Consider the following 26,712-nt stretch of genomic DNA (forward strand, 5'->3'; position numbering starts at 1 on the left):
TCAGTATATATGCCGAAATGAAGCATAAAATGTCTGTCCGTTCCGAAAACTACAGATGGGGCAACCCGCCTACACGTGAGGAAGGAGGGAGACAATGTACTACATCAAGGATGCCAAAATACGCCGCTTCACTGAACTTGACGGAGTGCGCTGTGCTGAGGTAGAAGTGCGTCCCGGTGCCGCAGATGACCCGGAGCTGCTGGTTTATATCACAGCTACGAATCAGAAGGATGGTCAGCCTGATTATGACATGGTACGGATCATCCGCAATGATGCCGATCTGGAGCTGGATTGGTATGACAATAATCTGCATTCGGCATTTGAAGAAGTGACCGACAAGGCTTTTACGGACTCTACGCACATTACCGCTGGTGAGGAACGGGAAAAGTTCAAAAGGGAGTTGCTCTCCTATGGGCAGCTTAGTACAGAGTTTGCCAAGGAGTTCGGGGCATGAGGATATGGTGTGCACTACCTCGGCTTTTGTTAATTTGGACACCGGCGCCATCGCCAGATCAGCGTGAAAGGAGGGGGAAATCATAGACGGCAAAGCGAAGTATAAGAAAAACAAAGGCAGCAGTTATATTCATAACAATGAGTTCGCGGAAGAAGTGATGGAGAAAAATGTAAGACATGAGGTGCGAAGAAGTCCTAGACGCTTCGGTAATAAATAAACAGTCATAAACTGAGAAACGCTCATTTATAAATGACCCTGAAGAAGCCTCTGTATTCGTCAAAATTGCGAATGCGAGAGGCTTCTTTTGAATTAGGCCGCTTCACGCAGCGTCATGATCCCTTTGTAGATGTTATAGACAAAAACGCCGAGATAGACCACTACGAATAGCATTACAAACCCGATAACCGAGCCTGCATGATTGGCAGTGATAATAAAATAAACTAGCGGAATCGCCGCAATAATGGGGAAAATGTGCGATAAAATGGCTTTTTTCGCGTGTCCCTGAACATATTCGTCCCGGACTGCAATCCACACAATGACCGGCACCAGAAAAGGTGCGAAAAAAATGCTAAAATAACAAAGTGAAGACAAAAGGCCTCTCACGGATTAACCCCTCCTTTTTGGCATCGTTCTTTGTACATAATACCCCGTTAGCGTCCAAATGATTCCTTTTGCAGCCTGCTTTCCTGTATAATGAAAAAATGCTTTTGACAGTTGCCCAAAATGTGATATAATCATTAATGCACTGAATACATAAGGTTTTATGGATTATCATTTTGTCCCAGTAGCTCAGCTGGATAGAGCAACGGCCTTCTAAGCCGTCGGTCGGGGGTTCGAATCCCTCCTGGGACGTATAGCAAAAACTTCCTAATTCAATATTGGGAAGTTTTTTTTGTGTTCCAGTGGGATGAGAACCCCTTGGGGGGACGTCGGAGCTAAGCATCGTTAGCATAAACTTCGCAGTCTCGACCGTAGGGAGAGTATCCCTCCTGGGACGTATAGCAAAAACTTCCTAATTCAATATTAGGAAGTTTTTTTGTGTTCCGGCAGTATCATTGATTCTGGCTTTATACTGTCGCCTTCTCTTTATGAGCAAAAAATTGCGGCAGATGCTCTTTGTGTGCTTCCAGCAATTCATCCAGCACAGTTTGGGCGATATCGCCGCTTGGAACGAGCGGATTCAAGGTGAAGGCTTGCAGTGCTGTCGCATAGTCACCAGTGACCGCCGCTTCAATGGTCAGTTCTTCCATCGCCTTCATGACTTGCAGCAGTCCCCGTTGTGCTGGAGGGAATTTGCCAAAGTTAACAGGCTCCGCACCATGCGCGCGAATGACACTAGTTACTTCGATGGCGCTATCATAAGGGACATCATCAATCGCACCGTTGTTACGCGTACTAACTACCATCAATGTGCCTTTGTTGTTATAAATAGAGTTGATGATTTCACAGGCAGCATCGCTGTAATGCGCACCGCCGCGTTTGGATAATTCCTCTGGTTTGTAATCCAGATTCGGATCTTTGTACAATTCAAACAGACTTTCTTCCAGACGTTTGACGACTTGGCCCCGAGTTCCTTCGTTTTTGGCCTCCTCTAATTCTTCCTTAAGCATGTTATCGGTCATATAGTAATACCGATGGTAAGGACAAGGTAGCATTTTCAATTGACGAACCTGATCATACAGGAAGCGCATGTTCTTAATATTTTCAACGACCTTCTCCGGTTTTGCGCCAGGCGCATACAGTCCTTCGATAACTTGTTCTGTTAATTCTTCTCCAGTTTTATCATAAACTTTGTGCCAATGAAGGTGGTTAATTCCTGCAAATTTAAAGAACAGCTCTTCTTCCGGTTTGTCCAGCACAGCCGATGCACTCTTGATCGCGCCGATTGGAACATTACATAATCCGATGACTTTATCCCACTGACCATAACGAAGCACTGCTTCGGTGACCATGCCCGCAGGGTTGGTGAAGTTAATCAACCATGCATTCGGACACAGTTCTTTCATATCTTCTACGATACTGAGGATAACGGGTATGGTACGAAAAGCTTTGAACATCCCACCAGCCCCATTGGTTTCCTGACCGATCATACCGTGTTTCAAAGGAATACTTTCATCTTTAATCCGGGCTTCCAATAAGCCTACCCGAAATTGGGTCGTTACAAAATCGGCATCCTTCAAGGCTTCCCGACGATCCAGTGTCAAATGTACTTCACAATCAATGCCGGCGGCTTTCACCATCCGTTGGGCCATGGCCCCTACGATCTCCAGTTTCTCGCGTCCTGCTTCAATATCTACCAGCCATAATTCCCGGATGGGAAGCTCTGCATAGCGTTTGATAAAACCTTCTACTAATTCTGGTGTATAGCTGGAGCCTCCGCCAATAGTTGCGATCTTTATGCCTTTTTTCATGGTTAGTGCCTCCTGAGTATGTTTTTTAAAACCGCTTTCTTAAGCTCAAATTCACTGTAATCCCTGTAATGCATTACAGGTCAAGCGCTTTTAAAAAACTTATTTGGGGAAGGTGACAATTATAGGGCGGGGCCACGAAACATGCTAAACACGAACATGCTAAAATAGAAAGAACGAGGTGAGAAATGTGGCAAATATTCATGAAATTGCAAAGCTGGCGGGTGTATCCTCGGCAACGGTGTCCCGTGTCATTAATAACCATCCGTACGTAAGTGAACCGACAAGGCAGCGTGTACAGGAGATCATAGACCGACTGGATTATGTACCTAATTTGAATGCGGTTTCATTAAAAAAGGGCATGACCAAGCTCATAGGAATTATTTCAATTTCTTTTAATGATTCATTGGGTTCATTTGTGCGTGGATTTACAACCTATGCCCAGGAGCATGGTTTTAATATGGCACTATTTATTACGAATGGAGAGAAGGAGCGGGAGCTTGAAGCACTGGAAATGTTGCGGAGAAAGCAACTGGACGCCTTGGTCTGTATGATTCGCGTCAATGAGTGGAGTGTGATTGAGCACTACACCCAATATGGTCCAATTGTGACATGGCAGCGTGTAAACATTGAGGCAATCCCGTCTGTATTTATGGACCAGTATCAGGGGTACATGCTTGCGCTGGAGCATCTGTATGCCAGAGGCTATCGCAGCATTGTGAATGTATATGGGAATATGAGGGGATTGAATACGAAGGAGCGCATACGGGCTTATCATGATTTTTGCAAAAAATATGATTTGAACGCTGATGCTTTCCCGCATTTTTATGGCTTAAATTCAATAGAAGCGGGTGAACAAATTGCTCACTGGTGGGGCGAACAATCCAACAAGCCTGATGCCTTCGCTTGTTCTACCGATTATTTGGCTGCAGGGCTGTTGACCGAAGCACGTAGGCTCGGTGTTTCTATCCCGAGTAATGTTGCAGTGGTGGGCTTTGATAACACCGAAATTTCGCATTTGCTTGATTTAACCACCATTCATTACCCGATTGACAAGCAAGCGGAAAATGCATTCATTATGATTCGAAATGCCCTAGAGGGGCTTCATGAAGAATTACATCCCTTGGAATTCAAATTAGTAGAGCGAGCGACTACTTGATCTCCTGAGTATTCCTTTTTATCCGGTGCTGAGCTATTCAAGTCACATAATTGAGGTGTTATTTTATGCAATATAGGTTAACTGATACTCACTTATATATACTTGAGAATTCTAGGGTTCTCTGCTTTGCACGTCCAACAAATGCTTATAAGGATTTAGGAGAATTAATGGAAAATGGCACGCTCTATCATATTTCGGTACCAGAAGATTTCGAATCTTTTGATCATAATAAAGCACTAACTCCGGGTGAGGGAGGCGACTTCTTTTTTGAAGAGTTCCTTAATCCAGTACTAAAATTAATAAATGAAAATAAAAAGTAAAAAATAAAAAAGGACTCCATAACAGCATAAATCCCCAGGAGTCCTTTCTTTACACAATACTCTAATTCAAACGAATTTCTAATAATTCCATTTCGAAAATTAAGTCAAAAAAACATGTATAGATCGTAAGTAGAATTAATGATTCAAAATAGGTATTTCCCCAAGCAGATTCTTTAAGTTAATGGAATCCCACGGCATATGTTCGGTTATACCTAACCCAACTACATCGGTTTCTTCAGATAGTTCTTTAATCAGATGAAGTAGTTGAGGTATTTGCATTGTTCCCGCAGGAGAAAGATTATAGGGAGCTTCAGGGTTGGCGAATAATAAAGAACGAAATGCTTTTGGATCAAGTACATCTAAATCAAGGTGAATCGCCAGGTGCTTGATGCCGCTTTCTTTAATCCACTCTTTTATTGATTCGGTACTGGTCGTTAACTCTTGGGTCCCAGCAGTTCGAATCCCTAATCTTTGAATTACTTCAGTATCTGTTTCTGTAGTGGTAACACCTAACCTTTGAAATGTCTCTGAAAATGCTTTTGTTTCTTCTTCTGTAGGAGCTGCTAATCCAGCGATAAAGACATTTTCAGGCTTAAGAGGAACTTTCACATGTTTTGCAAACTCCTCATCTCCTTCTCCCAACAGATTCCCAAGTGGTAATGTATGTCCGTTATCATAGCCCACATATCTAACTAAATCACTGTGAGCATCGATCCAAATTAGCCCTAATTCTCCGCCGTATCGTTCGTTCAAATAGGCAAACGGGGCTTGCTCGACTAAACAGTCACCACCAAACATTACTATGCGATCTGGCTTATGAGCGTCAATGATATGTTGAGCAGCCTCTAATTGTTCAAGTAGCTGTTTTCTCCCATACATACCGTTCTCGTTATCAAGCGGAGTTCCATCATAAGCTTGAACTGGAACATGAATAAGGGGTTGATCATTGTCTGGGGCTAGCCAAGCCAGCAGTTCAGCTCCAAAAGAGTAGTTAGGATTGTTTCCTCCTTGCCATTGCGGCATTAACAGGCGTATTGTTTTAGTCATATTTTCTCTCCTTTACTTCAAATTACGGTTAGTATAAACTGAACGCAAATAAAAACGTAGTACGTACTAATTTGATAGGTACTACCCGAAAGGATAGTGTACATATGAGTATGGCTGAATATAAAGGTAAAGTTAAAAACATTCAAGATACACCTTTTGGTTATACAGTGTCAGTTATTGGTGGTAAATGGAAAATGGTTATTATTTATCTTCTGGCCGAAAACCAAGTGGTTCGCTTTAATGATCTGAAAAGACAAATCGGAGCTATTACTTATAAAACATTGAGTTCACAGCTAAAGGAATTGGAAGCGGATGGATTGGTAAATAGGAAAGAGTATCCGCAAGTTCCCCCTAAAGTCGAGTACAGCCTCACAGAAAAAGCGGAAACACTATTACCTGTTTTGGAAGGGTTATGTGAGTGGGGAACCCAAAACCAATATAATTAAATATCGTTTTCTAATTGTTCTCGAATGCTATACGAATATTAGAAAAGACGATTGACATATATTTATAGTTAATCAGGTATTCAACGAGCTCAAGTGCACTGGGGATAGGAAGCTTAAAAATCAGTATCTTTTGGGGGGATATTTTTGACTATGGCAATTATTTTATTTGTAGCGAATATTCTACTTATTCTTGTTTCAATCGTTGGTATTGTTCTGCTCATGGGAATATTGTACAGGGGGTACATTTTGCTAGGATTACTTATTGCTGAAAAAAGAACACAAGAAATCAAGCTGTAAAAGATTAATTTTATGACAACACAGAGCCTCATCTCTACTTTATTAGTGTAAATGAGGCTCTTGCGTGAACTATTAAAGGCACTTTATAGTTTTGGGGACATCCCCGGATGGTTGATGCTTAGCACTACCTTTTTCTTTAGTTCCTCTGCAGCAGCTCGAATTTGTTTTGCCTGCGTCACAGCCGAAATCACCGCTACACCATCGGCACCCGCACCTACCACTTCCTCCACACGGTCTACCGTAATGCCACCGATCCCGACGATCGGAAGGTCAATTCCCGCTTTGCGCATCTCATGCAAAATGGCTGGACCCTGCACGGCTTGAGCATCGTCCTTCGAGATGGTGGGATAGATGGGTCCGACGCCGAGGTAGTCCGCACCTTGCAGAATGGCTCGACGAGCTTCCTCAATCGTATGGGCGGAGACGCCAAGGATTCGGTTTCCGATCCGCGTACGCACAGAATCAGCCGATTCATCGTCCTGACCGATGTGAACACCGTCGGCGTTGAGCTCAAGAGCCAGCTCCACATCGTCATTGACGATAAAGGGGATACCAGCGTGGTGGCACAGATCTTGTAGCTGACGCGCAAGTTCAAACATAGGAACCCCTGTTAACGCGCTACGGCCCTTTTCCCGGAACTGGATCATGGTTGTGCCGCCAGCAAGAGCCTCCTGCACGACCCGACTTGGTTCCGCGAGGCAGTTCACGCTTCCAACAACCAGATACATCTGTAAATGCCGCCGCATGATCTCAGGTAATATTCGACCGCTCATTGGAGTATCTCCTGACGACGGCGGTAGGCCCAATGATTGGTTGGACCGTGTCCCTGGCCCAGATACAACGTATCTTCAATCGCCGCCTGAATGAAGGCTCTTCCATTCAAAATAGCTTCCGGTACAGACACGCCTTTCCCTAATTCAGCGGTAATCGCTGCTGAGAACGTACATCCTGTTCCGTGTGTGTGGACAGTTCGCACCCGCTTGCCGCCCAGCTCTGTGAAGGCTGTTCCGTCAAAGAGCAGGTCAATGACCTGACCGCTGTTTTCGCTCTCCTCATCGTGGCCGCCCTTGATCACAACGAATTTGGGACCCCGGCTGCTAATATGTCTCGCAGCTTCGCGGCGATCCTCCATCGTACGTATGCTTATCCCGGTTAAGGCCTCCGCTTCCGGGATATTTGGTGTGACGACCAGGGCCAAGGGGAGCAGGTCGTCGTTCAATGCCTGCACCGCTTCTGGTTGCAGCAGCTTTGCGCCCCCTTTGGCAATCATTACAGGATCGACGACAACCTTTTCCCAGCCGAACTTTCGGATCTGCTCGGCTACCAGGCGGATGATGCCTGCATCAAACAGCATGCCAGTCTTTAGGGCGTCGACTCCAAGATCTGATCCTACAGCTTCGATCTGTTGCGCTGTTGCTTCCTGTGGCAGCGGATATACACCGTGAACTCCCAAAGTATTTTGTACCGTTATGGCCGTAATAGCTGACATGCCGTATACGCCAAGCTCCTGAAAGGTTTTGAGATCGGCTTGAATTCCAGCCCCGCCGCCACTGTCTGAACCGGCAATCGTCAGCGCTCTCGGTACATGCACGTCTCTCATCGCGCACCACCTGTTGTAGTTGTTCCAGCTTCACGGATCGTGACATGCCCCTCTAGCGAACCAGTATGTAGTTTGGCAAGCTCGTCGAGAAAGGCAATCTGGAAGCTGCCCGGCCCCAGCTTTGCGGTATGCGCTGCGGCTCGAGAAGCTGCTGCACTGTAAAATGCCAAACCTGCTGTGCCTGCGAGCAGCAGGTTGGGTTCAACTGCTGCAAAGGCGCCCAACACAGAGGTCAGCAGGCAGCCTGTTCCGGTTACCTTCGTAAGCAGCGCGTCTCCGCCACTAATCAATCGTACTTCAACCCCATCGGTGATGACGTCCTCTTTTCCAGTGATGACAACCATGGTATGGAGCGTTTGCGCAGCCCGAACTGCCAGATCGACATTACTGCTGTCAGCACTGTCGCCTGCATCTACCCCTTTAATTTCTCGGGCTTCTCCGATCAGATGAGCGACTTCGGCTGCATTGCCTCGTACTAGTGAGATGTTAACCTCGTTTAGAATTCGTAGTGCTGACTCGGTTCTAAAGCTAGTCGCTCCTGCACCGACCGGATCTAACAGAACTGGAACACCGTGAGCATTCGCCGATTGTCCAGCAAGGATCATGGCATCCACCAGCTCACGGTTTAGCGTACCGATATTTAACACGACGGCGCCCGCTATTTTGGCCATATCTGCTACTTCCTCGGGTGCATAAGCCATCACCGGGGAAGCCCCTAGTGCATATAGGCCGTTGGCTGTAAAGTTGGTGACCACCACATTGGTTATATTATGAACGAGGGGGTTGCTGTTTTGTACCTTTGTCAGGAGCGCCGAATAACTTTGTTCCCATATATTCATCATGTTTATCCTCTCTCATCTATACTGATTATTCCAAGACCGTAGCGCGCATCTGGACGGGCCATTGTTCCTGCTTATAAGCCATATCCCAGAACATATATTCCAGCTGGCAGCTTAGCATAAAATGCTCAATCATCCGCTCTCGCTCGGCAGCCGTGGCGACTTTCGCCCAAGCATCCACACGCTCTCGATATTTGAAGGTTACATCTTCAATTTGGTTGCCATAGAAGCAAATCCACTCATAGAACGGATGAGACTCGTCTGGTCTTACCTCATCCATTAGCCTGCGTCCAATTTCAAGATATGTCCATGGACATGGTAGCAGCACGGCCATGATTTCCCCAAGACTACCCTCATGTGCGACGGTCAGCATATGGCGGATATAATGATGAGCGGACGGAGCGAGTGGATATCCCTGCATCTCTTCATAGGTGACACCTGCGATAGCACAAAAATTTTGATGCGGATGAACCTCGCTGTTGAGAATAAAAGAGATCTGTTCGTTAAATACAGCCATATCCTCCCGGCTCGTGCTTTTGGAGATCGCGATGCCGTAAATCCGCATGTAGGCGCTCAAATATTCAAAGTCTTGTTTTACATAGTGAATCAGCTGTTCCCTTGTTAAATTTCCTTCAGCAATACCTCTCACAAAGGGATGCTCATAAATGGCTTGAAAAATGCCATCCGCCTGCTGACGGAGCTCTTGCGAAAAACTCATTTCCCCACCTCCAACAAAAATGGAGAATAAGAAGTCCCGTAAGATACAATTCTCGGAACAATGCCAAAAAGCCGCCCCGAAAACTGGAGCGGCTTCAACATAGGTTCAATGCGCAAAAACGCCTGAAACCCTATATAGAAGGCTCCACTTTCCTACGCTAGTACGAACTAGATCAGGTTCAAAGGGTCCAAGATTCATTCTTGTCTCAGCCATAATGGCTCCCCTAGTGGACTTTCCTATTCTTTTGACTAATACTGTACATTCGTTCCTATGTTATGTCAAACTGCTTATGCCTAGTGAAGGATTAGTGAGGGTGTTGGATTACACTTTCCACGGCTTTGACCCTCACATATTCCGGTTTCCACATTGCATCCCGAATGGCTTGCTCAATATTTGGAAGGTGTGCCTGAGCTACCTGATCCTGAATTGCGGCCTTTGCTACCGCAACCGCAACCGCAAACGAAACATCACGTAATTTTCGAATATGGGGCAGCAGTGCGCCGCCAAGTTCATTCGAATCTACGGCGTTGGCAACGGCATCAGCTGCTGCGGTAAACATGGAAGGAGTGATTCGTTTGGCCTTGACCACAATTGCGCCTAGACCCAGTCCCGGGAAAACAAAGGCATTGTTCGCCTGACCAATTTCAAATTTCGTACCGTTATAGGTGACGGGCTCAAAGGGACTTCCCGTAGCAATCAATGCTTTGCCATCAGTCCATCGTATCAAATCCTCGGGTACCGCTTCAGCCAGATTGGTAGGATTGGACATGGGCATAATGATCGGGCGTTCCACATGCTTTGCCATTTCCTTGATAATCTCTTCAGAAAAGGCACCCGCTACACCGGAAGTCCCAATTAAGATTGTAGGTTTTACCTGACGGATGACCTCCAGCAACGGTATTTTGCCGTCTTCCGATCGGGCCCATGAGCTGATTTCTTCCTTTTTACGCACATATGGTTTCTGATAATCGAGTACATCTTCCATATCGTCCGTTAATAGCCCGCGATAATCAAAGGCCCAAAACGACCTGAAAGAATCTTCTGCAGGAAGCCCGTCCTCGATCATAGCGCTCCGTATTTGGTCGGCGTTACCGATTCCTGCTGCCCCTGGACCAAAGACAAGTATTTTTTGTTCACGTAGCGGAATTTTGGTGACACCTACCGCCGAAACAATCGCAGCTAATGTGACTGCTCCTGTGCCCTGGATGTCATCATTGAAGGTGAGAATGTTTTGACCGTATTTCCCTATAATGTGGCGTGCGTTCACGCTGCCCACATCCTCCCAATGCAAAAGCGCTTTCGGGAATTGTGTTAACGTTTTGCTGATAAAGGTATCAATAAATTGATGATAGGCTTCTCCGCGAACTCGTTTATGACGGTTTCCGATGTATAGCGGATCATTCAGCAGCTTTTCATTATTCGTGCCCACATCCAGTACAATGGGCAGCACCCGCCCGGGATGAATACCTGCCGCAGCTGTATATACAGCAAGTTTGCCAATAGCAATGTTAATTCCCCCGACCCCCCAGTCACCAATTCCCAAAATACTTTCTGAATCCGTGACCACGATCAGGTCAACATCCTCACTACGCAAGCCGGAATTATAGAACGCCTGTCCGATACCGTTCGGATGATCTATCGATAAATATACGCCCCCGGGACGGTTGTACTCATGGCTGTATTCTTGAATGGCGGTTCCTACAGTCGGTGTGTAGACTACGGGCAGCATTTCACTCAAATGGTCGGTTAGCAGCCGATAGTAAAGCACGACATTCCGGTTATGAAGGTCGTTAAGTGAAGCATTTTTACGCAGCATGGTGGGTTGTGCCAGGAATTGCTGATATGCCCGAACGCTCTGTTTTTCCAATGAAAGGACAGTGGGAGGAAGAATTCCTTCCAAGCCCAGTTCTTTGCGTTCTTCTTCTGTAAATGCCACCCCTTTGTTCAAAAGAGGGTTTGCTAGCACGTCCTTTCCTCGTAAGGGAGTAGATAATGACCCATCACGATTGACATGAAATGCTTCCATAAAAATACCTTCTTTCCCTATATTTCAGTAATTATTCATGATGAAAAATGACATGTTGTCCATAGTATGGACGTACGAATTGGTTTTATTCGTCTATCAATCTATGACAAAATGACCATATGTGTATCTTTTTATTAATCCTATAGAACTAATTTTGTTTTCGGATTCACCTTGTAATTCGTATGGTAATAGTCCTAATGAATCAGGTCTAAATGCTCTGTTTTTATTAAATATGAAAATTAGTTTTTCTTCTCTTGAATGCTTATATATCAAGGGATGTGAGCTATTTTGTTAAGAAAATATGAAGTATTTGGACATTAATTTAATCTTACTAAGCAAACATTTTTAATTCTTTTTCAACAAAATAGAATTATTCGGAGGAAAAGGAGAGGTTTGTGTGCAGGGACCTATAGCCATTTTTAGCGATAACAACAGGGCTATTGATTATCCCAATGTGATTTGTTTTTACCAATATATACAGTGCGAGGACACGGAGGAAGCTTCAGTCTACGAGGGCGCAAGTTGCTGCCTGATAGATTATAGGGAGCCGGGGCAAGCCGTGCGGAAAGCTAATCAGATCCGTAGCCAGTTTCCACAAATGCCATTGCTATTGGTGACGGATGTAACCTTTCCGTTCAGTGATCTGCATATGGTGCAAATTATCGGAGTAGGCCGATTGCGTCTGCTATTTTGGCAAGCCAATGATACCGAAGAAATACTTTCTGAAATACAAAGCTTGCTCTATCCCGAGTATTCGACTAAAAGCCAACATGTTGCATTCATCTTGTCTGTGTATAACGAAGAGAAACGTTTTGTTCATGTCAAAACCTTTGCTGAGCGACTGCAAGCCTTTATCCGCAGCCATATTATAGAGGGTTCGATTTATCTCATTGATGATGGTAGCCACGATGGCACGAATGCCTTGATTAAAGCGCTGGAGGCAGCAACGGACTTGTCCGTAAACCGGATTAACCAGAACTTGAGTCCACTGCTTCAAACAAGGGAATTGGGACGCAATACGCGCAAGGCAGGGACGTATCTGGAAGGAATGCGGACCATCGGTGCGGATTACTACGTATTTGTGGACGCGGACGATTCCTTTTTTATTGAGGATATTGCCAGAATGATCAATGTTGTTCAACAGGGCTACTATGATGTTGTGATTGGAACCAAAGATATGACCGCCGAGAATCGTTCTTTATTGCGATCTATCGTTAGCTTTGGCAAACGGGTCGTCTCTCGCCCCTTTTTACCAACCGGTGTAGTAGATTCCCAGACGGGTCTTAAAGTGATGAGCTCGGTTGCCGTGAAGCGGATGTTTCCACATTTGAAGGAACAACTCGGACTAGCGCTGGATCTGGAGATGATGTTCATTGCCAAGCGACTTCAGCTCCGTGTGCTGCAACTACCCGTCAAATGCATTGACCGAGATGGCTCGCACATTCATGTCTGGAAGGATTCCATTCGTTTTTTGCGCTCTATCATTGAGATTTGGCGACTGGATCGGCGGGTGAGATAACCACGTGAACAACCGATTGCGTTCGTTGATGTTCCCCCTCTTTAATGTGCTGCTTAACGGATTCAATTTTTTCTTCCACATTGCAGCGAGCTGGTATCTTACCGGACAAGCCTATGGTCAGGCGAACGCGCTGTTGGCCCTCTTTGCACTGTTGTCCGTATTGGGCTTATCCATCCAGCTGTTAACCGCCAAGCTGGTATCCAAGGCTGACCAGAAGCTTCTGCTACGCAGCTTACCGCTCGGTTCTCTATTACTAAAAGCACCTCTAGTGCTAACTCTGCTTGCCATGATCATTTCACTTTCCTTTCATCCGTTGCTGCGTTCGCTATTGGGCGTTGAGTCCGGCCCGCTGTTCATGCTGTATGCCTTGATCGGATTGCATATTCTGGTGAGTTCGTGCCGTGGAGATTTACAGGGGAGGGAACGCATGCTGGCGCTCAATGTGAACTATTACATTGAGGTATTAGGGAAGCTATGCCTGTTTTTTGTCCTGGCTGCCCTGGGGTTAAGGCTGGAAGCCTTACTATTAGCGAGCTGTGGGGGAATGCTGCTGTCGTTGCTTCACGGCTGGATCGTTTCGGCCCAAGGCTTGTCCCTATTGACATATAGAGGAGAACATATCCCTGCTGGGTTATGGAAGTCACTAGGTCAGGATTTCACCGACAGCCTTATGACGAATTTATTCATTCTGTTTTGTATATCCATCGACATGTTGTATGTACAGCATTATTTTCCTGAGCAGGCCAGCAGCTATGCCATTGCGCTGAAGTACAGCCAGTTGGTCTATTACGTTTCGTACAGCTTGATTGCTGCCTTTATTCCAAAGATCGGTGCGCAGGGGCATGACCGCCAGGCTTTGGGCAAGTTAATTGTAATCTATGCTGGATTAATGGCTGTAGCCGCGCTGTGTGTATATGTGGGCACAACTTATATATTCCCACCCTCTATTCCCATATTATTTGGAGCCTCTTACCAGGCGGCTGAGGCCTATATTCCATGGGGAGGCTGGGTGTATTGGCTTTTTTCCATCGTGCTATTTTTTGTGCATGTGCACGTATTAGTGGGCAGACGCACCTTTATGTTCAGTCTGATGGCGGGAGCCGCAGCTTTATTAGTAGCCTTTCATATGGCTCACACAGACCCGATCGATTTTTTGTTGTCAGAGTTCATTGTGTACGGAGCTATGTCTCTCTACTTTGTGATAGATGCCTATATGTATTTGTTCAAAATAAAGATAAGGGGAGGAATCACCCCATGAATACCATACTAGAGCAGGACGATAAGACCGTAGTTCTATTGCTTTCCTGGCGTGACATTCGTTCTCCGAAAAGCGGGGGAGCAGAAATTTTCACCCATGAAATGCTGAAACGCTCACAGCAAGGCCGGTTTCAGTTCATTCATTTCTCACCCCAATTTGAGGGGATGCCTGAGCATGAAGTCATCGACGGAATTACGTATATTCGAAAAGGAAACATATACAGTGTTATTTATTATGCGATGCGCTATTACCGTCGTCATCGGCAGCAGATTGACTATGTAATTAATCAAGCGAATACGCATCAGTTCTTTACCCGATTTTGGGTGGAGGCATCCAAGCGAATTTTTTTCATACATCAGCTAACAAGGGAAATATGGTATGAAAATGCCAGGTTCCCGCTAAATATGATTGGATTTCATATGGAGCCCCTCATGCTTAAGCTGGCACGGAAGGATCGGACGCTCACCGTATCCCCGTCTACCCGGTATGATCTGCTTAAGCTGGGCTTTCATCCAGATCGCGTTCATCTTTTACCGGAAGGCATTGAGTTTGATCATTGGCCGCGTGAACAATTTTTGACGAAGGAGTCTAACCCAACCTTCATGTATGCCGGACGCTTTGTTAAATATAAGGGCATTGATCTGGTCGTTGAAGCCTTTGGGCGGCTCAAGGAAAAGTTCCCCCAGGCTATGTTATGGATTGCCGGAAAAACCGATAAAACCTATGTGACAGAACAATTATTGCCGATTATAGAACGGTATGGATTGACATACGGAGAACCGGATGAACAGGGACAATCACAAGCCGATATTACCTTTTATGGATTTGTTTCAGCAGAGTATAAGCTGGAGCTGATGAGCCGTGCCCATGCGCTCGTATTCCCTTCCCTGCGTGAAGGCTGGGGATTGACGATTACCGAAGCGGCAGCGGTTGGAACTCCCAGCATTGTGAGCAATTCTCCCGGTCTGGTGGATGCGACGGATTTCGGAAAAAGCGGATATTTATGCTTTCACGGCGATATTCGAGGATTATCTGAACAAATGGAAAGAGCGGCAGAGGGTGGCGAAGATTACATGGCCATCCGTGAGCGAGCGTACCAATATGCGCTAAGATTTCATTTTGATCATACAGCTGCCGCGTTTGAGCAGTTGATGGAGAATTGGACAGAGGAGGCGGAACAGAGTGGACAAAGTGGTCATTCTCTTCTCCACGTACAACAATGAACGTACAATAGAGCCTTGTTTGCGAAGCTGTATGGGGCAAAATTACAGGGATCTGCATATTGTAATTGCCGATGATGGCTCCAGTGATCGGACGGTTGAGACGATTCGTATGCTGTCCGCAGGGAGCTCAGTACCCGTTACCGTATTGGAGCTTCCTCATGGAGAGCGGGGAGTTGCTAGAGTCAAAGCGGTTGAGGAAGCGAAGCGCTTGGGTGCCGAATACATATTTGTATTGGATTCCGATATGATTTTAGCCGAACATCTAATTCAGCAAAGCATCGACTTTTTTGACGATCATCAAGATATTGGTGCCTTGGTTATTCCAGAGGAGGCATATTCGGAAGCAAATAATTTTTTCTCCAAAGTAAAGGTTTTCGAGCGGAATGTAATTAACAACGCAGGAGAGACCTTGGGAAAACGCTCCATTGAAGCTGCACGCTTCTGGCGAATGAGCGCTTACGAATCGACAGGCGGATTTAATGCGGAGCAAATTGCTTTTGAAGAAATACAGCCAACCTTACGCTATATAGAGTCTGGCGGAGTCATTCGCCGGGCGGTTTTTACACGGGTATATCATGATGAAAAACAGGTATATTTGCAGGATGTATTACGTAAAAAAGCCTACTACTTCTCGGTGATGGATCGTACGATGTCATCTGAGGAGGGCGGATTGCGAAAGGCACTGGAACGTTGGTACTTCTTCCGTCCGGTGTTGTATACATGGGGGAATGTGAAAAACTACATCCGCCATCCGCTGCTAACGGGGGGGATGTTGTGGATGTACACCTGCCTGACTGTGATTGGGGTAGCCGCCGTGTTAAAGGGCGGCACCCGTCACTCAGGCGATCTCGCTAAGGCGGATAAGGCGTAACGATGAATGACCGAGGGTCAGCGTATCCAGTGAGTACAGGTCGGGATCGGAAGATTCCGGCTCCTCATACGGTATATATAATGAATGCGGAGTTAACTGAATACCTTCGCCAGCAGGATGACGCAGTGAGCAGCCGACAGGATACAGCTCAGCAAGTGCAATGTGTACGGCGGTTACGACATCTTGTTCATTCAGCAGGACATACGGTCGGTACGGAGCATTCAAAATGCTGTTTATAAATACCGATAGGTCTGATGCGACGTTCTGGTCTGCATACAGGCTGTTTCGATTGAGTCGGGCCTGATCAAGCGCCTCATACAGTATCTTTTTTAGCGTATCATCATCCAGCTCCAGCGGTTTCGTCAAAAAACGGAACACGCCGACTTGATTAATGGCCGATAAAATAGACTGTGTATGCAGGTGACCAGACAAAATGATGCGTACAATGTGCGGATAATCCTTCTTAATCATACGAAGGAACGTAATCCCGTCCAAACCAGGCATAAGCAGATCGGAAACGACAACATCAATCGGGTACTTTTCCAGCACTTGCAGAGCTTCTTTAGGCGTGTGAGCGGTATGTAAGGTGAATGTTTCTTGCGTCAATGTCCGTTCTAGCAGGGACAGCACCATGGGGCTGTCGTCAACAAATAGAATGTTTTGGGGTGTCATAAGAACTGCGCAACTCCAATCAGGAAGTAAGAAATGAGGAACTACATGTATAATATCAGCGTTTTGGCATTTTTGAAAGATGTCAGTACAGAACGGGCGTTGCGTCTTTTTTGTGAACGATTTGATTCGGCTGAACATGCGCTCTGGGAAAAAGGGATGCGTCTTCTTCACGAATATCATGCTGCGCGACATACAGGGGTGACCTTGGCTGTCTCCAGCGCACTTCAGCATATGGAAGATCGTCATGATATTTACGTTGTTGATCTGCGAGCATACAGCGAGGAAGATTTGGATCGTCTATATATAGCCAAAACATGCGAGTTGATCCTGCTGACAGACGGGGCAACGGAAACCGCTGCGAGGTTTGCCGCACTCCAGCGCCGCACTCCCCGGTTGCTGTGCGCACGGCTACCGCTGGTCAGCTACGAGCTGGAATGCCTGATGCAAGCGATTTTGAGCCGTCTTGAACAAAATGGAGGGGCCAGGTCATGAAGCAATGGGCTTTGTTGAAACCAAGTTGGCAAAAGCTGATCCTGTACCTGATGGTTTTGTGTGTGACAGTGTTCTTGGCCGCTGTGCTACAATGGTTCGTCATGCGGCAATTCAGCGGTCACTTGGCGGAAATTCAGAACGAGCAGCTCCAGGATGAGGTACAGGAACTGTCTGGCAGCATAACGGAGCATTATGCCGCATGGCAAGCTGAGCTAAAAGAGCTGTCGTCCAGTCTGGGCAGAGAGATGCTGAATCAGGGAACACGTCAATATGCTGTGGGGTTTAAGCGTGAGAGCGGGTCTTTTTATGTGCTGGATGAACAGTATCATGTGATGGTCGGACGTGACAATCGTGAGATGAGGAATGCGGTCCAGCAGATTAAATGGCTGCAAAATGGTTGTGCGGTAAGCTCTTTTGTGACTGAGGATCATCAGCCTGCCCAGTACATAGCGTGCAGGATTCAAGGGGCGCAGACGGGCGGTTTTATGGTGCGTACAGTTGACGCTGAAATGCTTAGTGGAATTGTTAAAAGTAAGCCGGTGAATCAGCATGAGACTTTATTTTATAACGGTCAATTCAAGATCGTAGCTTCCCGAAGTACTTCGGATATCAACCGGACGGACATCACGAGTGTAACCCGTAGGCTGCTGGAGGGCAATACGGGTATCGTTGAAGATCGTGGAGAGAAATACGGAATAGGATTCAGCCGCATTGGGGAAGAGGCCCTTTACATATCGGTTAAGGATATCAGTCAGGACACCCCCCAGCGAATTAGCTCCTTTCGCAAACAGTTGTGGATGGTGATGGCTCTAATACTCATTATTTTGTGGGCCATGCTCATACAGTTCCGCAAACGGATTGTGAAAGATGCCATCGTGAACAATCAAGTGCGTGACCAGCGGCGGGATGAAGATATGCGACAGCAGCAGGACACGTATTATTTGCCGTTAATGCAGACGATTGAGCAACAGCTGCAAGAGCTGCAAGAACAGACTAGCCGTCTCACAGGCGGCGATGATTTAAAGCTGTTGGGATTTTATCAAGATCTAGCCAACCGCTTTGAAGTGTCTTCCAGTCAGGGAAAAGGAGCATCTCATGAGGAACTGGAGTATTTCCGCGAGCTGAATGAAAATTTCATTCAGGGTCGTCTCAGACAGGAATCCTCACTAGGAGAATTACTGACAGGCGTCCGTAGTTTGCGTGATGAGCTGGAAGAGAAAATGCATGATAATAGCGGAATTAGCTTCACCGATATGAATGAGGTATTGTCCGAATCGCTGAAATGGGCGAACCGTTCGCTGAATATGAAGCACATTCAAGTGATCTTGCGGCAAGAGCCAGTTCCATCCATTGCAGCACAAGCACCCATGCTGTACAAAACAATTCAGGGGCTGCTGGAAAATGCAGTGCAGGCCATGAACCAAGATGGAGAGCAGCTGGAGGATCAGGAACGGAGCCGAACGGGTCTGCGGTCCAAGCGGCAATCTCATATGCTTAAGGTTAGCTCACGGCTGGAAGAAGCTGAAATTATGATTATCATTGAAGACACAGGCGGCGGGATTGATGACAAGATGCGTTGGAGCTATTTCCAGCCGGACTATTCCCAAAACGCACAGGAGCATACGTTCAGCCTGTATCACATGGATGCATATCTGAAGACTATAGGTGGTCGCTTAAAGCTGCGTAACACCGATCAGGGATTGCAGGCCATCGTTCATTTGAGAAGATAGATAGGCCCAAGATAACCAACAGATACAAGAGGTTCAAGAGAGGGGGACAAGCATGAAAAAGTGGATATTTCGCTACCGCTACGATATGGCGGCAATCCTATTGATGCTGGCTGCGATTGTCGCATATCTTGCCCCCATCTATGGATTAGGACAAATCGTATTCAGTGACATTGCCTTTGGAGCCACCTCTCATCGGTATCTGGAGGAAATAACCGGGGTATGGAACGAACGATGGTCTACCTCGACCTTGTTCAATGCTCCACGTATCCTGTACATCTTGCCCTTCTATGGACTTTCACTATTATTTGACGAAAGCGGCCCGGTCTTGCTCAAGTCGTTTATCACAGGCTTGTTATTTGTCTCGGCATTTTCGATGTATGCCTTTGCCAAGCGACTGGTCAGCGTGTATTATTCACCAAGTTTTACGAAAACCCGTATTTTTGCCATCATGGTTGGTTCGTTGTTTTACGCACTGAATCCGTGGGTTATTTTTCGCATCCAGCATATTTATTTGCTCTGTGGGTATAGTTTGTTTCCGTTAATGCTGCGATTCTTTTTCAGTGCGGTGGACCCCAAGTTTCAAATTCAACAAATTAAAAACTATCATCCCCATAAGTTGTATCAGCGGAACTGGATTGACCTGTTCCTGCTGGCTGCAGTATTCACTGTTAGTGCTGCGGCCATTCATTATTTTTTCTTCGGGATGATTTATTTGGGATTGTTCACCATGTTGCTGCTGCTCAAACTGACCTGGACTCATCGTAAAGCCGGGCGCGCCTATTTACAGCCCTTATACAGTAATTTTTTGCGTAAAGGCATGATTTTTGGTGTGTTTTTCGGACTGCTTAGTTTTTACTGGTTGTCCCTGTATGTAGGTAGCATGTTGATGGACGCTCAAGCGTCTCAGCATAATATCAACGTCGTGGATACGTTGTCTCTGTTCAGCCGTAATAGCAGTTTATATAATGTGGGTTATTTACTGAGCTATTGGTGGCCAATGTTCTCCTTTTCCTCACTGCCTGCGATGTTTTATGTAGGTGGGGGATTCTTATTGCTATTGATCGGATACGCGATGGTGACACGTTCACATAAAAATCCGATCATTCTGATCTTCTCGCTCCTTACGCTGTTATTTATGGTTGCAGCGACTGGAACGACATTTCCGTCCATTGCCAAGTGGTTTGTTATTTTGGTTACGAAAACCCCTGTGATTGGTTCGGTTTTCCGTGATCCTAACAAATTTATTGGACTGCTTTCCCTTAATTTCGGTGTGTTGCTGACCTTTGGCGTCATTCAATGTATGGAATGGTTTGGATCATCGCCGCTACAGCGTGTGTATAAAAAGCTGGCGGTTGTTATCGTCGTTTTGTGCCTGGGCGTATATTTTGCTCCCTTGCGTACCCAGTTCATTGAGGGGTACTACAAGCCGGTACAAGTGCCGAAGGCTTATAGTCAAATGGCTGAAAAGCTGACTGACCCAGATCGTTTTGACAGCAAGGCACTGTATTTTCCGATTGCTGATAATATGATTCAAAGCTATAACGGAGTAGCGACGCCCAAATGGAATAAAGGAAAAACGGCAACCGAGAAGGCGACCGGGGATTTTCAGGTATACTCTTCTCCTAAAAATACGATCTTTCATCATGAAGGCAATGATCCCGGTATCACATACTATATGAATTTTCTACAGTATGTTATGGACAACGGACTAAGCTCGCGATTAGGCTGGCTGTTCTCTACCTTTGGGGTCAACCAGCTGGTCTACCATGATGAATATGAAGGACAGGAGAAGCGGCAGGATTTCCACCTGTCTCAGCTGGAAGGTCAGACCGGGTTGAAACGTACGTATAAGAACGATTTGTTTTCCATATTCAATCTTGATCAGACACCGCCCTATATGAATATTCTTGCAAGTAAAATTGTGACACCTTACGGATTTAGCCGACTGGAGAGCTACAGTCATCTGCCTGGTTTTGATTTCAGCCGCTTTGGCGTGCTGTTCAGCGCGTTAAAGCCTGAGTTAAACACCATTCAGACGGTCAACAAGGGGGATTATGTGGAGGCAGCCTCCTTTAATGACTTGCTGTTGTCCCAGCTCCCGGCAGAGGATTACTTGCGGCCTTTTGATGCCATTGAGGATGGCAATGCATTTTTGAAATGGTCAAAAACTTTTGCATCAACCAACGATTGGTTGTGGTATTTATCCTCCCAAAATATACGGAACTTCCCGTTTGATATGGAGATGGATGCAGGGATTGCGGTCACCTTCGCCAGTAAGAAGCTGGATGTGGCACCCTATCAGATGAGCAGTATTGAAGGCAAAACGGTGCTTGATTTTGACTCTATGCTGAGAACGGAAACCTTTTTCAAGCCTGATAATCCACAGTTGTTCAGTGTGCAGGCTAACCCCCGAGAGGAATCGAACGACGTGCCGACTCTGCATGGTGAGATTATGAAGGGAGATCCGAGTAATATATGGCAGGTTGCTAGATCGGGATTGCTAGAAGCCAAGGAAAATAACCCATATCAGTTCCACATCACCGTTTCTGGTCGTGGGACGAACAAAATGCATGTAAAAATGAGGTTTTATGATAAGCAAATGCGTGAGCTGGGGGTTAGCTATGTTGTGGCGCCTTCAGAGGGATATAATTTTGACAGTGTAAAATTTTACGGGGAATACGTCTCGCCGCCTGGAAGCTATTGGATGCGAATGGATTTATTAACCCTCCAGCGTCCGCAGCAAAAAAATTACTGGTGGATTCACGATATTCAGCTGCGTGATTTGGGGAAATACAGCAAGCCCAACACGTTTACGATGCATAAAAAGATGGACCAGCCTCAAACCTCGCATGTATATGCAAGAGTGTTCATGAATAAGGCAGGCGGGAAAATACAAGTCACACTGCCCGATGGAGTGGCTAACATCAAGACCCGTGATGAGGGATTAAACCAATTTCAATGGGTTGATTTGGGAGAACATGTTTTTCCAAAGGGAGATAACCCAATCACGGTTAATAACCTGCAAGGCTTTAATGCGGTCAATCAATTTGCGATTGTTCCTGTGGATCAACTGGATCGGTTATCTTTTCCGGTGGAGCAGGCATTGAAGCGGGGTAAGCTCTTTTTCACCTTGGAGGCAGAGAACGATTTTAATGCTCAAGGGAATGTGCAGACGGAACGTGCTTTACCTAGACTTAGTATGGGGCGGGGAATCAGTTACCAAAAAGGGACGTTAAGCAGAGAAGTGGAAGTCGCCAAAACGGGAACCTATGCCACAGCTATTTTGGCTAATTTACCTGCCGGATATGAAGGATCGTTAACCATGAAATGGAAGAATGAAGAGACTGGAGAGGTACTGACCAGAACGATTCGTACGGAGGACTCTTATAAGCGATTACCCGCTACCTCTTTATCCGAAAAGCAGGTTATTGAAACGGTGCCCAACCAAGATAGCTTTGCCAAGAAAAGCATACAAATTCCCGGTCTGCTGAACGACTATGGCCGAGTCGAATTTAAAAATCTGTTCTTAACCAAGGGAAAATATCGCTTAACCCTTGTACTGGACAGTCAGGTGCCGTCATTGAGCCATTTTGCAGATATTCATCGAATGGGCGGGCAGGAAGTGATCGTGATGCCTGGGCAGGACACGAAGGAATCATTGAGCACGGATGTTGGTTGTGTAGCAGATATTCGACCTGGCCAGACGGATCTATCCATCAAGGACACAGAACTGTCCATCCGTTACGCACCTAGCTATTCCTGTGATTGGAATATTTATGCGTCCAAAAAAATGAAGGCGGAACCGCTGCAAGAGTATGCCGTGCAGTTGGATGCACGGTCAGAACAAATTGGAAGTCGGCACATGAAGGTCATTTTCTTAAATAAAGCGTCCCAGGTTCTTCAAACCTCCTATATTGATGAGGTGGAGGAGAGAGATAAGGAGCAATGGAATCATTATGACCAGATTGTAAAGGCTCCGGCAGGAACCACCATGATGCAGTTTCAGATTTTAGCGCATGCGCACAAGAAGCAGACGGGCTTATTTCAAATGAAGCAATATTCCATCATCCCTTATCAAGCGATGATTACAGTGGATCAATTTACGCTGTTTGAGGGAACGGATATGGATACCTTTTTTATGGCACCACACGCTGCGGAAAGCATTCAGGCTACTCGTGAAAATTCCATGGAACGTAGTTTTACGCTATATAATCCAATGCATCAGCAGGTGCTGATCCGGGAGACGGAATCACCCAATCCACTATGGGAGTTCAGGCTGGGTAACGAAAATCAGCGAGCGCGTCTGTCTGTGAATGGAGTAACTACCGGATTCATAACGAATGGCAGCGGAAACGGTAAGGTTGTCGTTATTCTGGCTTCAGCCTACCGTTTTGGCTGGGTATTGTTTGTCATAGGGATCCTGAGCGGAGCAGCTTGTTTTCTTCCATATCGGCGATGGAATAAGCGGAAAATTCCATAAGAAGCAAGCTGCCCGGAGGGAAACAGGCGCCACAATATGGCTACATCTCGTATTTGTAGCCTCTGCCCCAAACGGTACGGATATGCTGAGGATTTTTAGGATCACGTTCAATTTTTTTGCGGAGGCTGGAGATATGTACGTCGATGGTACGGTCCAGATAAGCGCCATCTCCGCCTTTGACCCGATCCATCAGCTCGCTACGGGTAAAAACTTTCCCTGGATTGCTGGACATCTCTTTTATAATAGAAAATTCGATGTGAGTAACTTCGATTTCCTGGTCATCGACCAACAGGCTATGACGGTAATCATTCACCCAAACTCTTACCTTTTTAAGCTTTTGGGTTATCGTTCGTGATTCAGTGAGCATGTTGCTACCACTGCGGCGCAGCAAGGCTTTGATGCGGGCATTTAGCTCCCTCAGACTGAAAGGTTTGCATAAAAAGTCATCCGCTCCGTCATCCAGAGCCTTTATTCTTATATTCAGCAGGGTGTTATTAGAGATGACGAGCATAGGAACCGTGGTGAATTGACGGATGTGACTGATTAGCTCAGATTCGACTTTACCGGAAAACATTAGAGCGGTCACAATAATGTCCGGCTTAAAGTGCATTAATGTAGGAATTGCGAGTTTACAATCATAGATTAGTTCGGTATGATAGCCTTCCTCCTGAAGATGAAGAGCAATCATATCAGCCAAACTTTTTTGATCTTCAAGGATGAGTATTTTTATAGGCATGACTGACATCTCCTGTACGGACAAAGATACCATTAACATGGCATAACTATGTATGTTCTACGATGATACATACTTATGTATTCGGCAAAAGCACGAAAAGCAAACAGTCCAATAATGTAAGAAAATATGAATTTAGAGGAAGAAGGTTGCATCTTTGCGAATGATTTTATTATCCGGAGGCTCGGGTAAACGTCTATGGCCCTTATCCAATGTGAACCGTCCGAAGCAGTTTCTTTCCATCCTACGTCATGACGAGCGGCCGGAAAGCATGCTGCAACGGATATGGAGGCAGTTGGATGAGGCGAATTTGGCAGATCAAGCCTATTTTTCTACGAGTGGAACTCAGGTCGAACTGATTCAGGGACAAATTGGTGGAGACGCTGTAGTGATTGAGGAGCCGACTCAGCGGGATACCTTCCCGGCCATTTCCTTGGCTACCGCTTACTTGCATGACATTGCAGGTGCATCACGTGACGAGATCGTGGGGGTCATGCCGGTGGATGGCTATGCGGGGGATGAATTTTTCGAGCATCTGCGCAGGCTTCCTTCCATATTAGAGCAATCAGGAAGCCATATCGCATTGATGGGGGCTGTTCCAACGGAGCCCTCAGATAAATATGGATATATTGTGCCTTCAGCTCCTTTACTTGACCAGGAATATTATAGGGTGAGTTCATTTGTAGAAAAGCCCGATCTGATTCGATCTGAAGCCTTGATCCGTGAAGGAGCCTTATGGAACTGCGGAGTGTTTGCTTTTAGACTCGGCTTTTTATTGGATGTGCTGGCGCAAATGAGTTTACCAGCCGATTATAAAACACTTTCGACAAATTACGCAGACTTGCCTAAAACCAGCTTTGATATTGCGGTAGTAGAGCACACTCGTAAGCTCTCCGTGCTCCCATATCATGGAGAGTGGAGGGACTTGGGAACGTGGGATTCGTTGGTGCGGGAAGTAAGTTCAAAGCTAAGCGGTCCCGGATATATTTCGGAAGCATCACATGACTCGCATATCATCAATGAACTGGAAATTCCGGTTAGCATCTGGAATGTCCCAAACATTATTGTTGTTGCTGGGCCGGATGGTGTGCTGGTTACGGATCGACAATCATCAACAGGAATTAAGGATATGGTGGCAGAAATTGAAATTGGACCGCGTTTTGAGGAGCGATTCTGGGGAAAGCAAACGGTCTTGTCCCATCAACAAGCGGCAAGCGGGTTACAAACAGTCACCAAACGTGTTGTCATTTCGAACGGGAGATTTATCAGCTATCATGAGCATCAGTTCCGAAAAGAAGTTTGGACCATTGTTTCAGGAACCGGAAGCGTCTGTATCAATGGGATGACACAGACAGTCAGCCCTGGTATGGTCATCGTTGTAGAACCTGGTACCAAGCATTTTATAGGTGCAGTAGAGGGAGATTTGGAATTCATTGAGTCACAAATCGGACATATCGTATCCGAAACGGATATTATTCGATATGAATTTCCTGATTCGATGGATGCTCGTACTGTATAAAGGTGCCTGTAATATAGGAACGAACGGGTAAGAACGAGGTTCATCCGAAGCCAGTGAAGAGTGCTAGGAACTATTTTTTAATCAGCTTGATGATTTGGACATTCTCAATAAAAAGGTATTCATGCGTTGTTCGCTTGAATACCTTTTTGCATGAACAACTCGTATTGTTCTTAATGAATTGGATAGGAAAGAGGCTTATAAAATGAGTTTTTTGGAGGTTAGCCATTCTTTTACTGCATCTGTACTGAGATCTCTTTTTGGCGTCCATTCTATTTTATCCACCAGCTTGCCGTTCCTGAATTCTGCAATCGTGGGGGTGTATTTTACGTTGTAATCTGCTTTGAACTTATTCCATTGGGATTTGTCCTTATGAATTTTGTGAACGTTTAAAAAAGTAATTTTGGAGCCCAGATTATACTGTTCAATCATCTTGTTAAAGTTAGGCTCAAACCGATTGCAGTCGCCACAACTGGGTCTGCCAACATAGACAAATACACTTTGATCCTGCTGAATCAATTGTTTAAAACCATCCATTGTAACCGCATTCAAGTGGTCATATATTTCGGGGTAATTGCTTTTGCTCGCTTGGATCTCTTTATCTTTCTGCTGAACTACCTGCTCCAGGTCTTGAAATTTAACTACAGCTGAAATAGCGATACCAATGATAAGCAACACAATGACACTTAACCCGGCGATATATCCTTTTTTCACAGAAATCCTCCTTTTTTTACAATCTCAAACTTACAATATATGATATTTCCATTTTTCGCTGTAACACTTGTCTCATGATGTATAAAAAAAGAAGCTTTCCATTAGGAAAGCTTCTCAGGCTGTCGAGAAAGTTTCGACAGCCTATTTTTATGTTAAATTTGTTTAAGACGACACCGCGTTAATGTTATAT

The 26,712-nt window shown here is 45.8% G+C and carries 24 protein-coding genes, 1 tRNA gene and 1 riboswitch; of the genes, 14 read left to right on the top strand and 11 right to left on the bottom strand.

The window, feature by feature from the left end:
- Positions 1 to 94: 94 nt before the first annotated feature.
- Entirely contained in the window at positions 95 to 454 is a 360-nt protein-coding gene (locus G9G57_RS23780) for a hypothetical protein (protein ID WP_031462108.1), read from the top strand.
- 309 nt (positions 455 to 763) lie between these two features.
- Here the strand turns inward: G9G57_RS23780 and G9G57_RS23785 are convergent, their stop codons facing one another.
- Positions 764 to 1,057, bottom strand: a complete 294-nt coding sequence (locus G9G57_RS23785) for a DUF4870 domain-containing protein (protein ID WP_031462107.1) — start codon at positions 1,055 to 1,057, stop codon at positions 764 to 766.
- A 175-nt stretch (positions 1,058 to 1,232) separates the two neighbouring features.
- Between G9G57_RS23785 and G9G57_RS23790 the strand changes: the two genes are divergently transcribed.
- Positions 1,233 to 1,306: transfer RNA gene (locus tag G9G57_RS23790), tRNA-Arg, on the top strand.
- Positions 1,307 to 1,521: 215 nt separating this feature from the next.
- On the opposite strand, the gene G9G57_RS23795 is transcribed toward G9G57_RS23790, so the two are convergent.
- Positions 1,522 to 2,865, bottom strand: a complete 1,344-nt coding sequence (locus G9G57_RS23795; RefSeq protein WP_025365679.1) for a 6-phospho-beta-glucosidase — start codon at positions 2,863 to 2,865, stop codon at positions 1,522 to 1,524.
- A gap of 187 nt (positions 2,866 to 3,052) precedes the next feature.
- Between G9G57_RS23795 and G9G57_RS23800 the strand changes: the two genes are divergently transcribed.
- Positions 3,053 to 4,021, top strand: a complete 969-nt coding sequence (locus tag G9G57_RS23800) for a LacI family DNA-binding transcriptional regulator (RefSeq protein ID WP_117289135.1) — start codon at positions 3,053 to 3,055, stop codon at positions 4,019 to 4,021.
- A 65-nt stretch (positions 4,022 to 4,086) separates the two neighbouring features.
- Positions 4,087 to 4,341 (top strand): hypothetical protein, encoded by a 255-nt coding sequence (locus tag G9G57_RS23805; RefSeq protein ID WP_143069147.1) that lies wholly within the window; start codon positions 4,087 to 4,089, stop codon positions 4,339 to 4,341.
- Between the two features lie 135 nt (positions 4,342 to 4,476).
- Here the strand turns inward: G9G57_RS23805 and G9G57_RS23810 are convergent, their stop codons facing one another.
- Positions 4,477 to 5,388, bottom strand: coding sequence for an arginase family protein (locus G9G57_RS23810; protein ID WP_045244852.1), 912 nt, complete (start codon positions 5,386 to 5,388; stop codon positions 4,477 to 4,479).
- 104 nt (positions 5,389 to 5,492) lie between these two features.
- Here G9G57_RS23810 and G9G57_RS23815 point away from each other — a divergent pair, with 104 nt between their 5' ends.
- Together G9G57_RS23815 and G9G57_RS23820 are read left to right on the top strand one after the other, a co-directional pair.
- On the top strand, positions 5,493 to 5,834 hold the full coding sequence (locus G9G57_RS23815) for a winged helix-turn-helix transcriptional regulator (RefSeq protein WP_107734868.1): 342 nt from the start codon (positions 5,493 to 5,495) through the stop codon (positions 5,832 to 5,834).
- Between the two features lie 144 nt (positions 5,835 to 5,978).
- Positions 5,979 to 6,131 carry a hypothetical protein gene (locus G9G57_RS23820; RefSeq protein WP_164965624.1) on the top strand — a complete coding sequence of 51 codons (153 nt, stop codon included), beginning with the start codon at positions 5,979 to 5,981 and terminating at the stop codon, positions 6,129 to 6,131.
- Between the two features lie 83 nt (positions 6,132 to 6,214).
- On the opposite strand, the gene thiE is transcribed toward G9G57_RS23820, so the two are convergent.
- From thiE to G9G57_RS23845, 5 genes are all read right to left on the bottom strand, one after another.
- Positions 6,215 to 6,904, bottom strand: coding sequence for a thiamine phosphate synthase (gene thiE / locus G9G57_RS23825; RefSeq protein WP_164965640.1), 690 nt, complete (start codon positions 6,902 to 6,904; stop codon positions 6,215 to 6,217).
- Positions 6,901 to 7,731 (bottom strand): bifunctional hydroxymethylpyrimidine kinase/phosphomethylpyrimidine kinase, encoded by an 831-nt coding sequence (gene thiD, locus G9G57_RS23830; protein ID WP_153794445.1) that lies wholly within the window; start codon positions 7,729 to 7,731, stop codon positions 6,901 to 6,903. Before thiD ends, thiE begins: the two co-directional genes overlap by 4 nt.
- A complete protein-coding gene (gene thiM, locus G9G57_RS23835) occupies positions 7,728 to 8,573 on the bottom strand; it encodes a hydroxyethylthiazole kinase (protein ID WP_151255567.1) in 846 nt (281 codons plus the stop codon). The genes thiD and thiM overlap by 4 nt, the downstream gene beginning before the upstream one ends.
- A 25-nt stretch (positions 8,574 to 8,598) precedes the next feature.
- Complete coding sequence (tenA, locus tag G9G57_RS23840) at positions 8,599 to 9,288, bottom strand: thiaminase II (RefSeq protein WP_153794446.1); 690 nt, start codon at positions 9,286 to 9,288, stop codon at positions 8,599 to 8,601.
- A gap of 132 nt (positions 9,289 to 9,420) precedes the next feature.
- A riboswitch (TPP riboswitch) is annotated at positions 9,421 to 9,523 on the bottom strand.
- 69 nt (positions 9,524 to 9,592) lie between these two features.
- Positions 9,593 to 11,314 (bottom strand): NAD-dependent malic enzyme, encoded by a 1,722-nt coding sequence (locus tag G9G57_RS23845; RefSeq protein WP_025365673.1) that lies wholly within the window; start codon positions 11,312 to 11,314, stop codon positions 9,593 to 9,595.
- Between the two features lie 397 nt (positions 11,315 to 11,711).
- On the opposite strand from G9G57_RS23845, the gene G9G57_RS23850 reads away from it, so the two are divergent.
- Genes G9G57_RS23850 through G9G57_RS23865 form a run of 4 tightly spaced genes read left to right on the top strand, consistent with a single transcriptional unit; the run spans position 11,712 to position 16,185 of the window.
- Positions 11,712 to 12,833, top strand: a complete 1,122-nt coding sequence (locus tag G9G57_RS23850) for a glycosyltransferase (RefSeq protein WP_045244847.1) — start codon at positions 11,712 to 11,714, stop codon at positions 12,831 to 12,833.
- 4 nt (positions 12,834 to 12,837) lie between these two features.
- Complete coding sequence (locus tag G9G57_RS23855; RefSeq protein WP_103042564.1) at positions 12,838 to 14,091, top strand: transporter; 1,254 nt, start codon at positions 12,838 to 12,840, stop codon at positions 14,089 to 14,091.
- The gene (locus G9G57_RS23860) at positions 14,088 to 15,314 is read left to right on the top strand and encodes a glycosyltransferase family 4 protein (protein ID WP_045244846.1); all 1,227 of its coding nucleotides are present in this window, start codon (positions 14,088 to 14,090) and stop codon (positions 15,312 to 15,314) included. The genes G9G57_RS23855 and G9G57_RS23860 overlap by 4 nt, the downstream gene beginning before the upstream one ends.
- Complete coding sequence (locus tag G9G57_RS23865; RefSeq protein ID WP_044787385.1) at positions 15,274 to 16,185, top strand: glycosyltransferase family 2 protein; 912 nt, start codon at positions 15,274 to 15,276, stop codon at positions 16,183 to 16,185. Before G9G57_RS23860 ends, G9G57_RS23865 begins: the two co-directional genes overlap by 41 nt.
- Here G9G57_RS23865 and G9G57_RS23870 read toward each other — a convergent pair.
- Positions 16,153 to 16,857: a response regulator gene (locus G9G57_RS23870; protein ID WP_017427389.1), complete on the bottom strand. Its 705-nt coding sequence runs from the start codon at positions 16,855 to 16,857 to the stop codon at positions 16,153 to 16,155. The two genes, G9G57_RS23865 and G9G57_RS23870, sit on opposite strands and share 33 nt — an antisense overlap.
- A gap of 45 nt (positions 16,858 to 16,902) precedes the next feature.
- Here G9G57_RS23870 and G9G57_RS23875 point away from each other — a divergent pair, with 45 nt between their 5' ends.
- Genes G9G57_RS23875 through G9G57_RS23885 form a run of 3 tightly spaced genes read left to right on the top strand, consistent with a single transcriptional unit; the run spans position 16,903 to position 23,559 of the window.
- Positions 16,903 to 17,349, top strand: a complete 447-nt coding sequence (locus tag G9G57_RS23875) for a hypothetical protein (protein WP_017427390.1) — start codon at positions 16,903 to 16,905, stop codon at positions 17,347 to 17,349.
- Positions 17,346 to 19,079: a HAMP domain-containing histidine kinase gene (locus G9G57_RS23880; protein ID WP_017427391.1), complete on the top strand. Its 1,734-nt coding sequence runs from the start codon at positions 17,346 to 17,348 to the stop codon at positions 19,077 to 19,079. The genes G9G57_RS23875 and G9G57_RS23880 overlap by 4 nt, the downstream gene beginning before the upstream one ends.
- Positions 19,080 to 19,131: 52 nt before the next feature.
- Complete coding sequence (locus G9G57_RS23885) at positions 19,132 to 23,559, top strand: hypothetical protein (RefSeq protein WP_164965641.1); 4,428 nt, start codon at positions 19,132 to 19,134, stop codon at positions 23,557 to 23,559.
- A 40-nt stretch (positions 23,560 to 23,599) separates the two neighbouring features.
- Here G9G57_RS23885 and G9G57_RS23890 read toward each other — a convergent pair whose 3' ends face one another.
- On the bottom strand, positions 23,600 to 24,295 hold the full coding sequence (locus G9G57_RS23890) for a response regulator transcription factor (RefSeq protein ID WP_016818602.1): 696 nt from the start codon (positions 24,293 to 24,295) through the stop codon (positions 23,600 to 23,602).
- A gap of 160 nt (positions 24,296 to 24,455) precedes the next feature.
- On the opposite strand from G9G57_RS23890, the gene G9G57_RS23895 reads away from it, so the two are divergent.
- Positions 24,456 to 25,811: a sugar phosphate nucleotidyltransferase gene (locus G9G57_RS23895; protein ID WP_164965642.1), complete on the top strand. Its 1,356-nt coding sequence runs from the start codon at positions 24,456 to 24,458 to the stop codon at positions 25,809 to 25,811.
- Positions 25,812 to 26,006: 195 nt separating this feature from the next.
- Here the strand turns inward: G9G57_RS23895 and G9G57_RS23900 are convergent, their stop codons facing one another.
- Entirely contained in the window at positions 26,007 to 26,522 is a 516-nt protein-coding gene (locus G9G57_RS23900) for a thioredoxin family protein (protein WP_016818604.1), read from the bottom strand.
- Between the last annotated feature and the right edge of the window lie 190 nt (positions 26,523 to 26,712).

It is taken from the genome of Paenibacillus sp. EKM211P (assembly GCF_011066175.1).
Taxonomy (GTDB): Bacteria; Bacillota; Bacilli; order Paenibacillales; family Paenibacillaceae; genus Paenibacillus; species Paenibacillus polymyxa.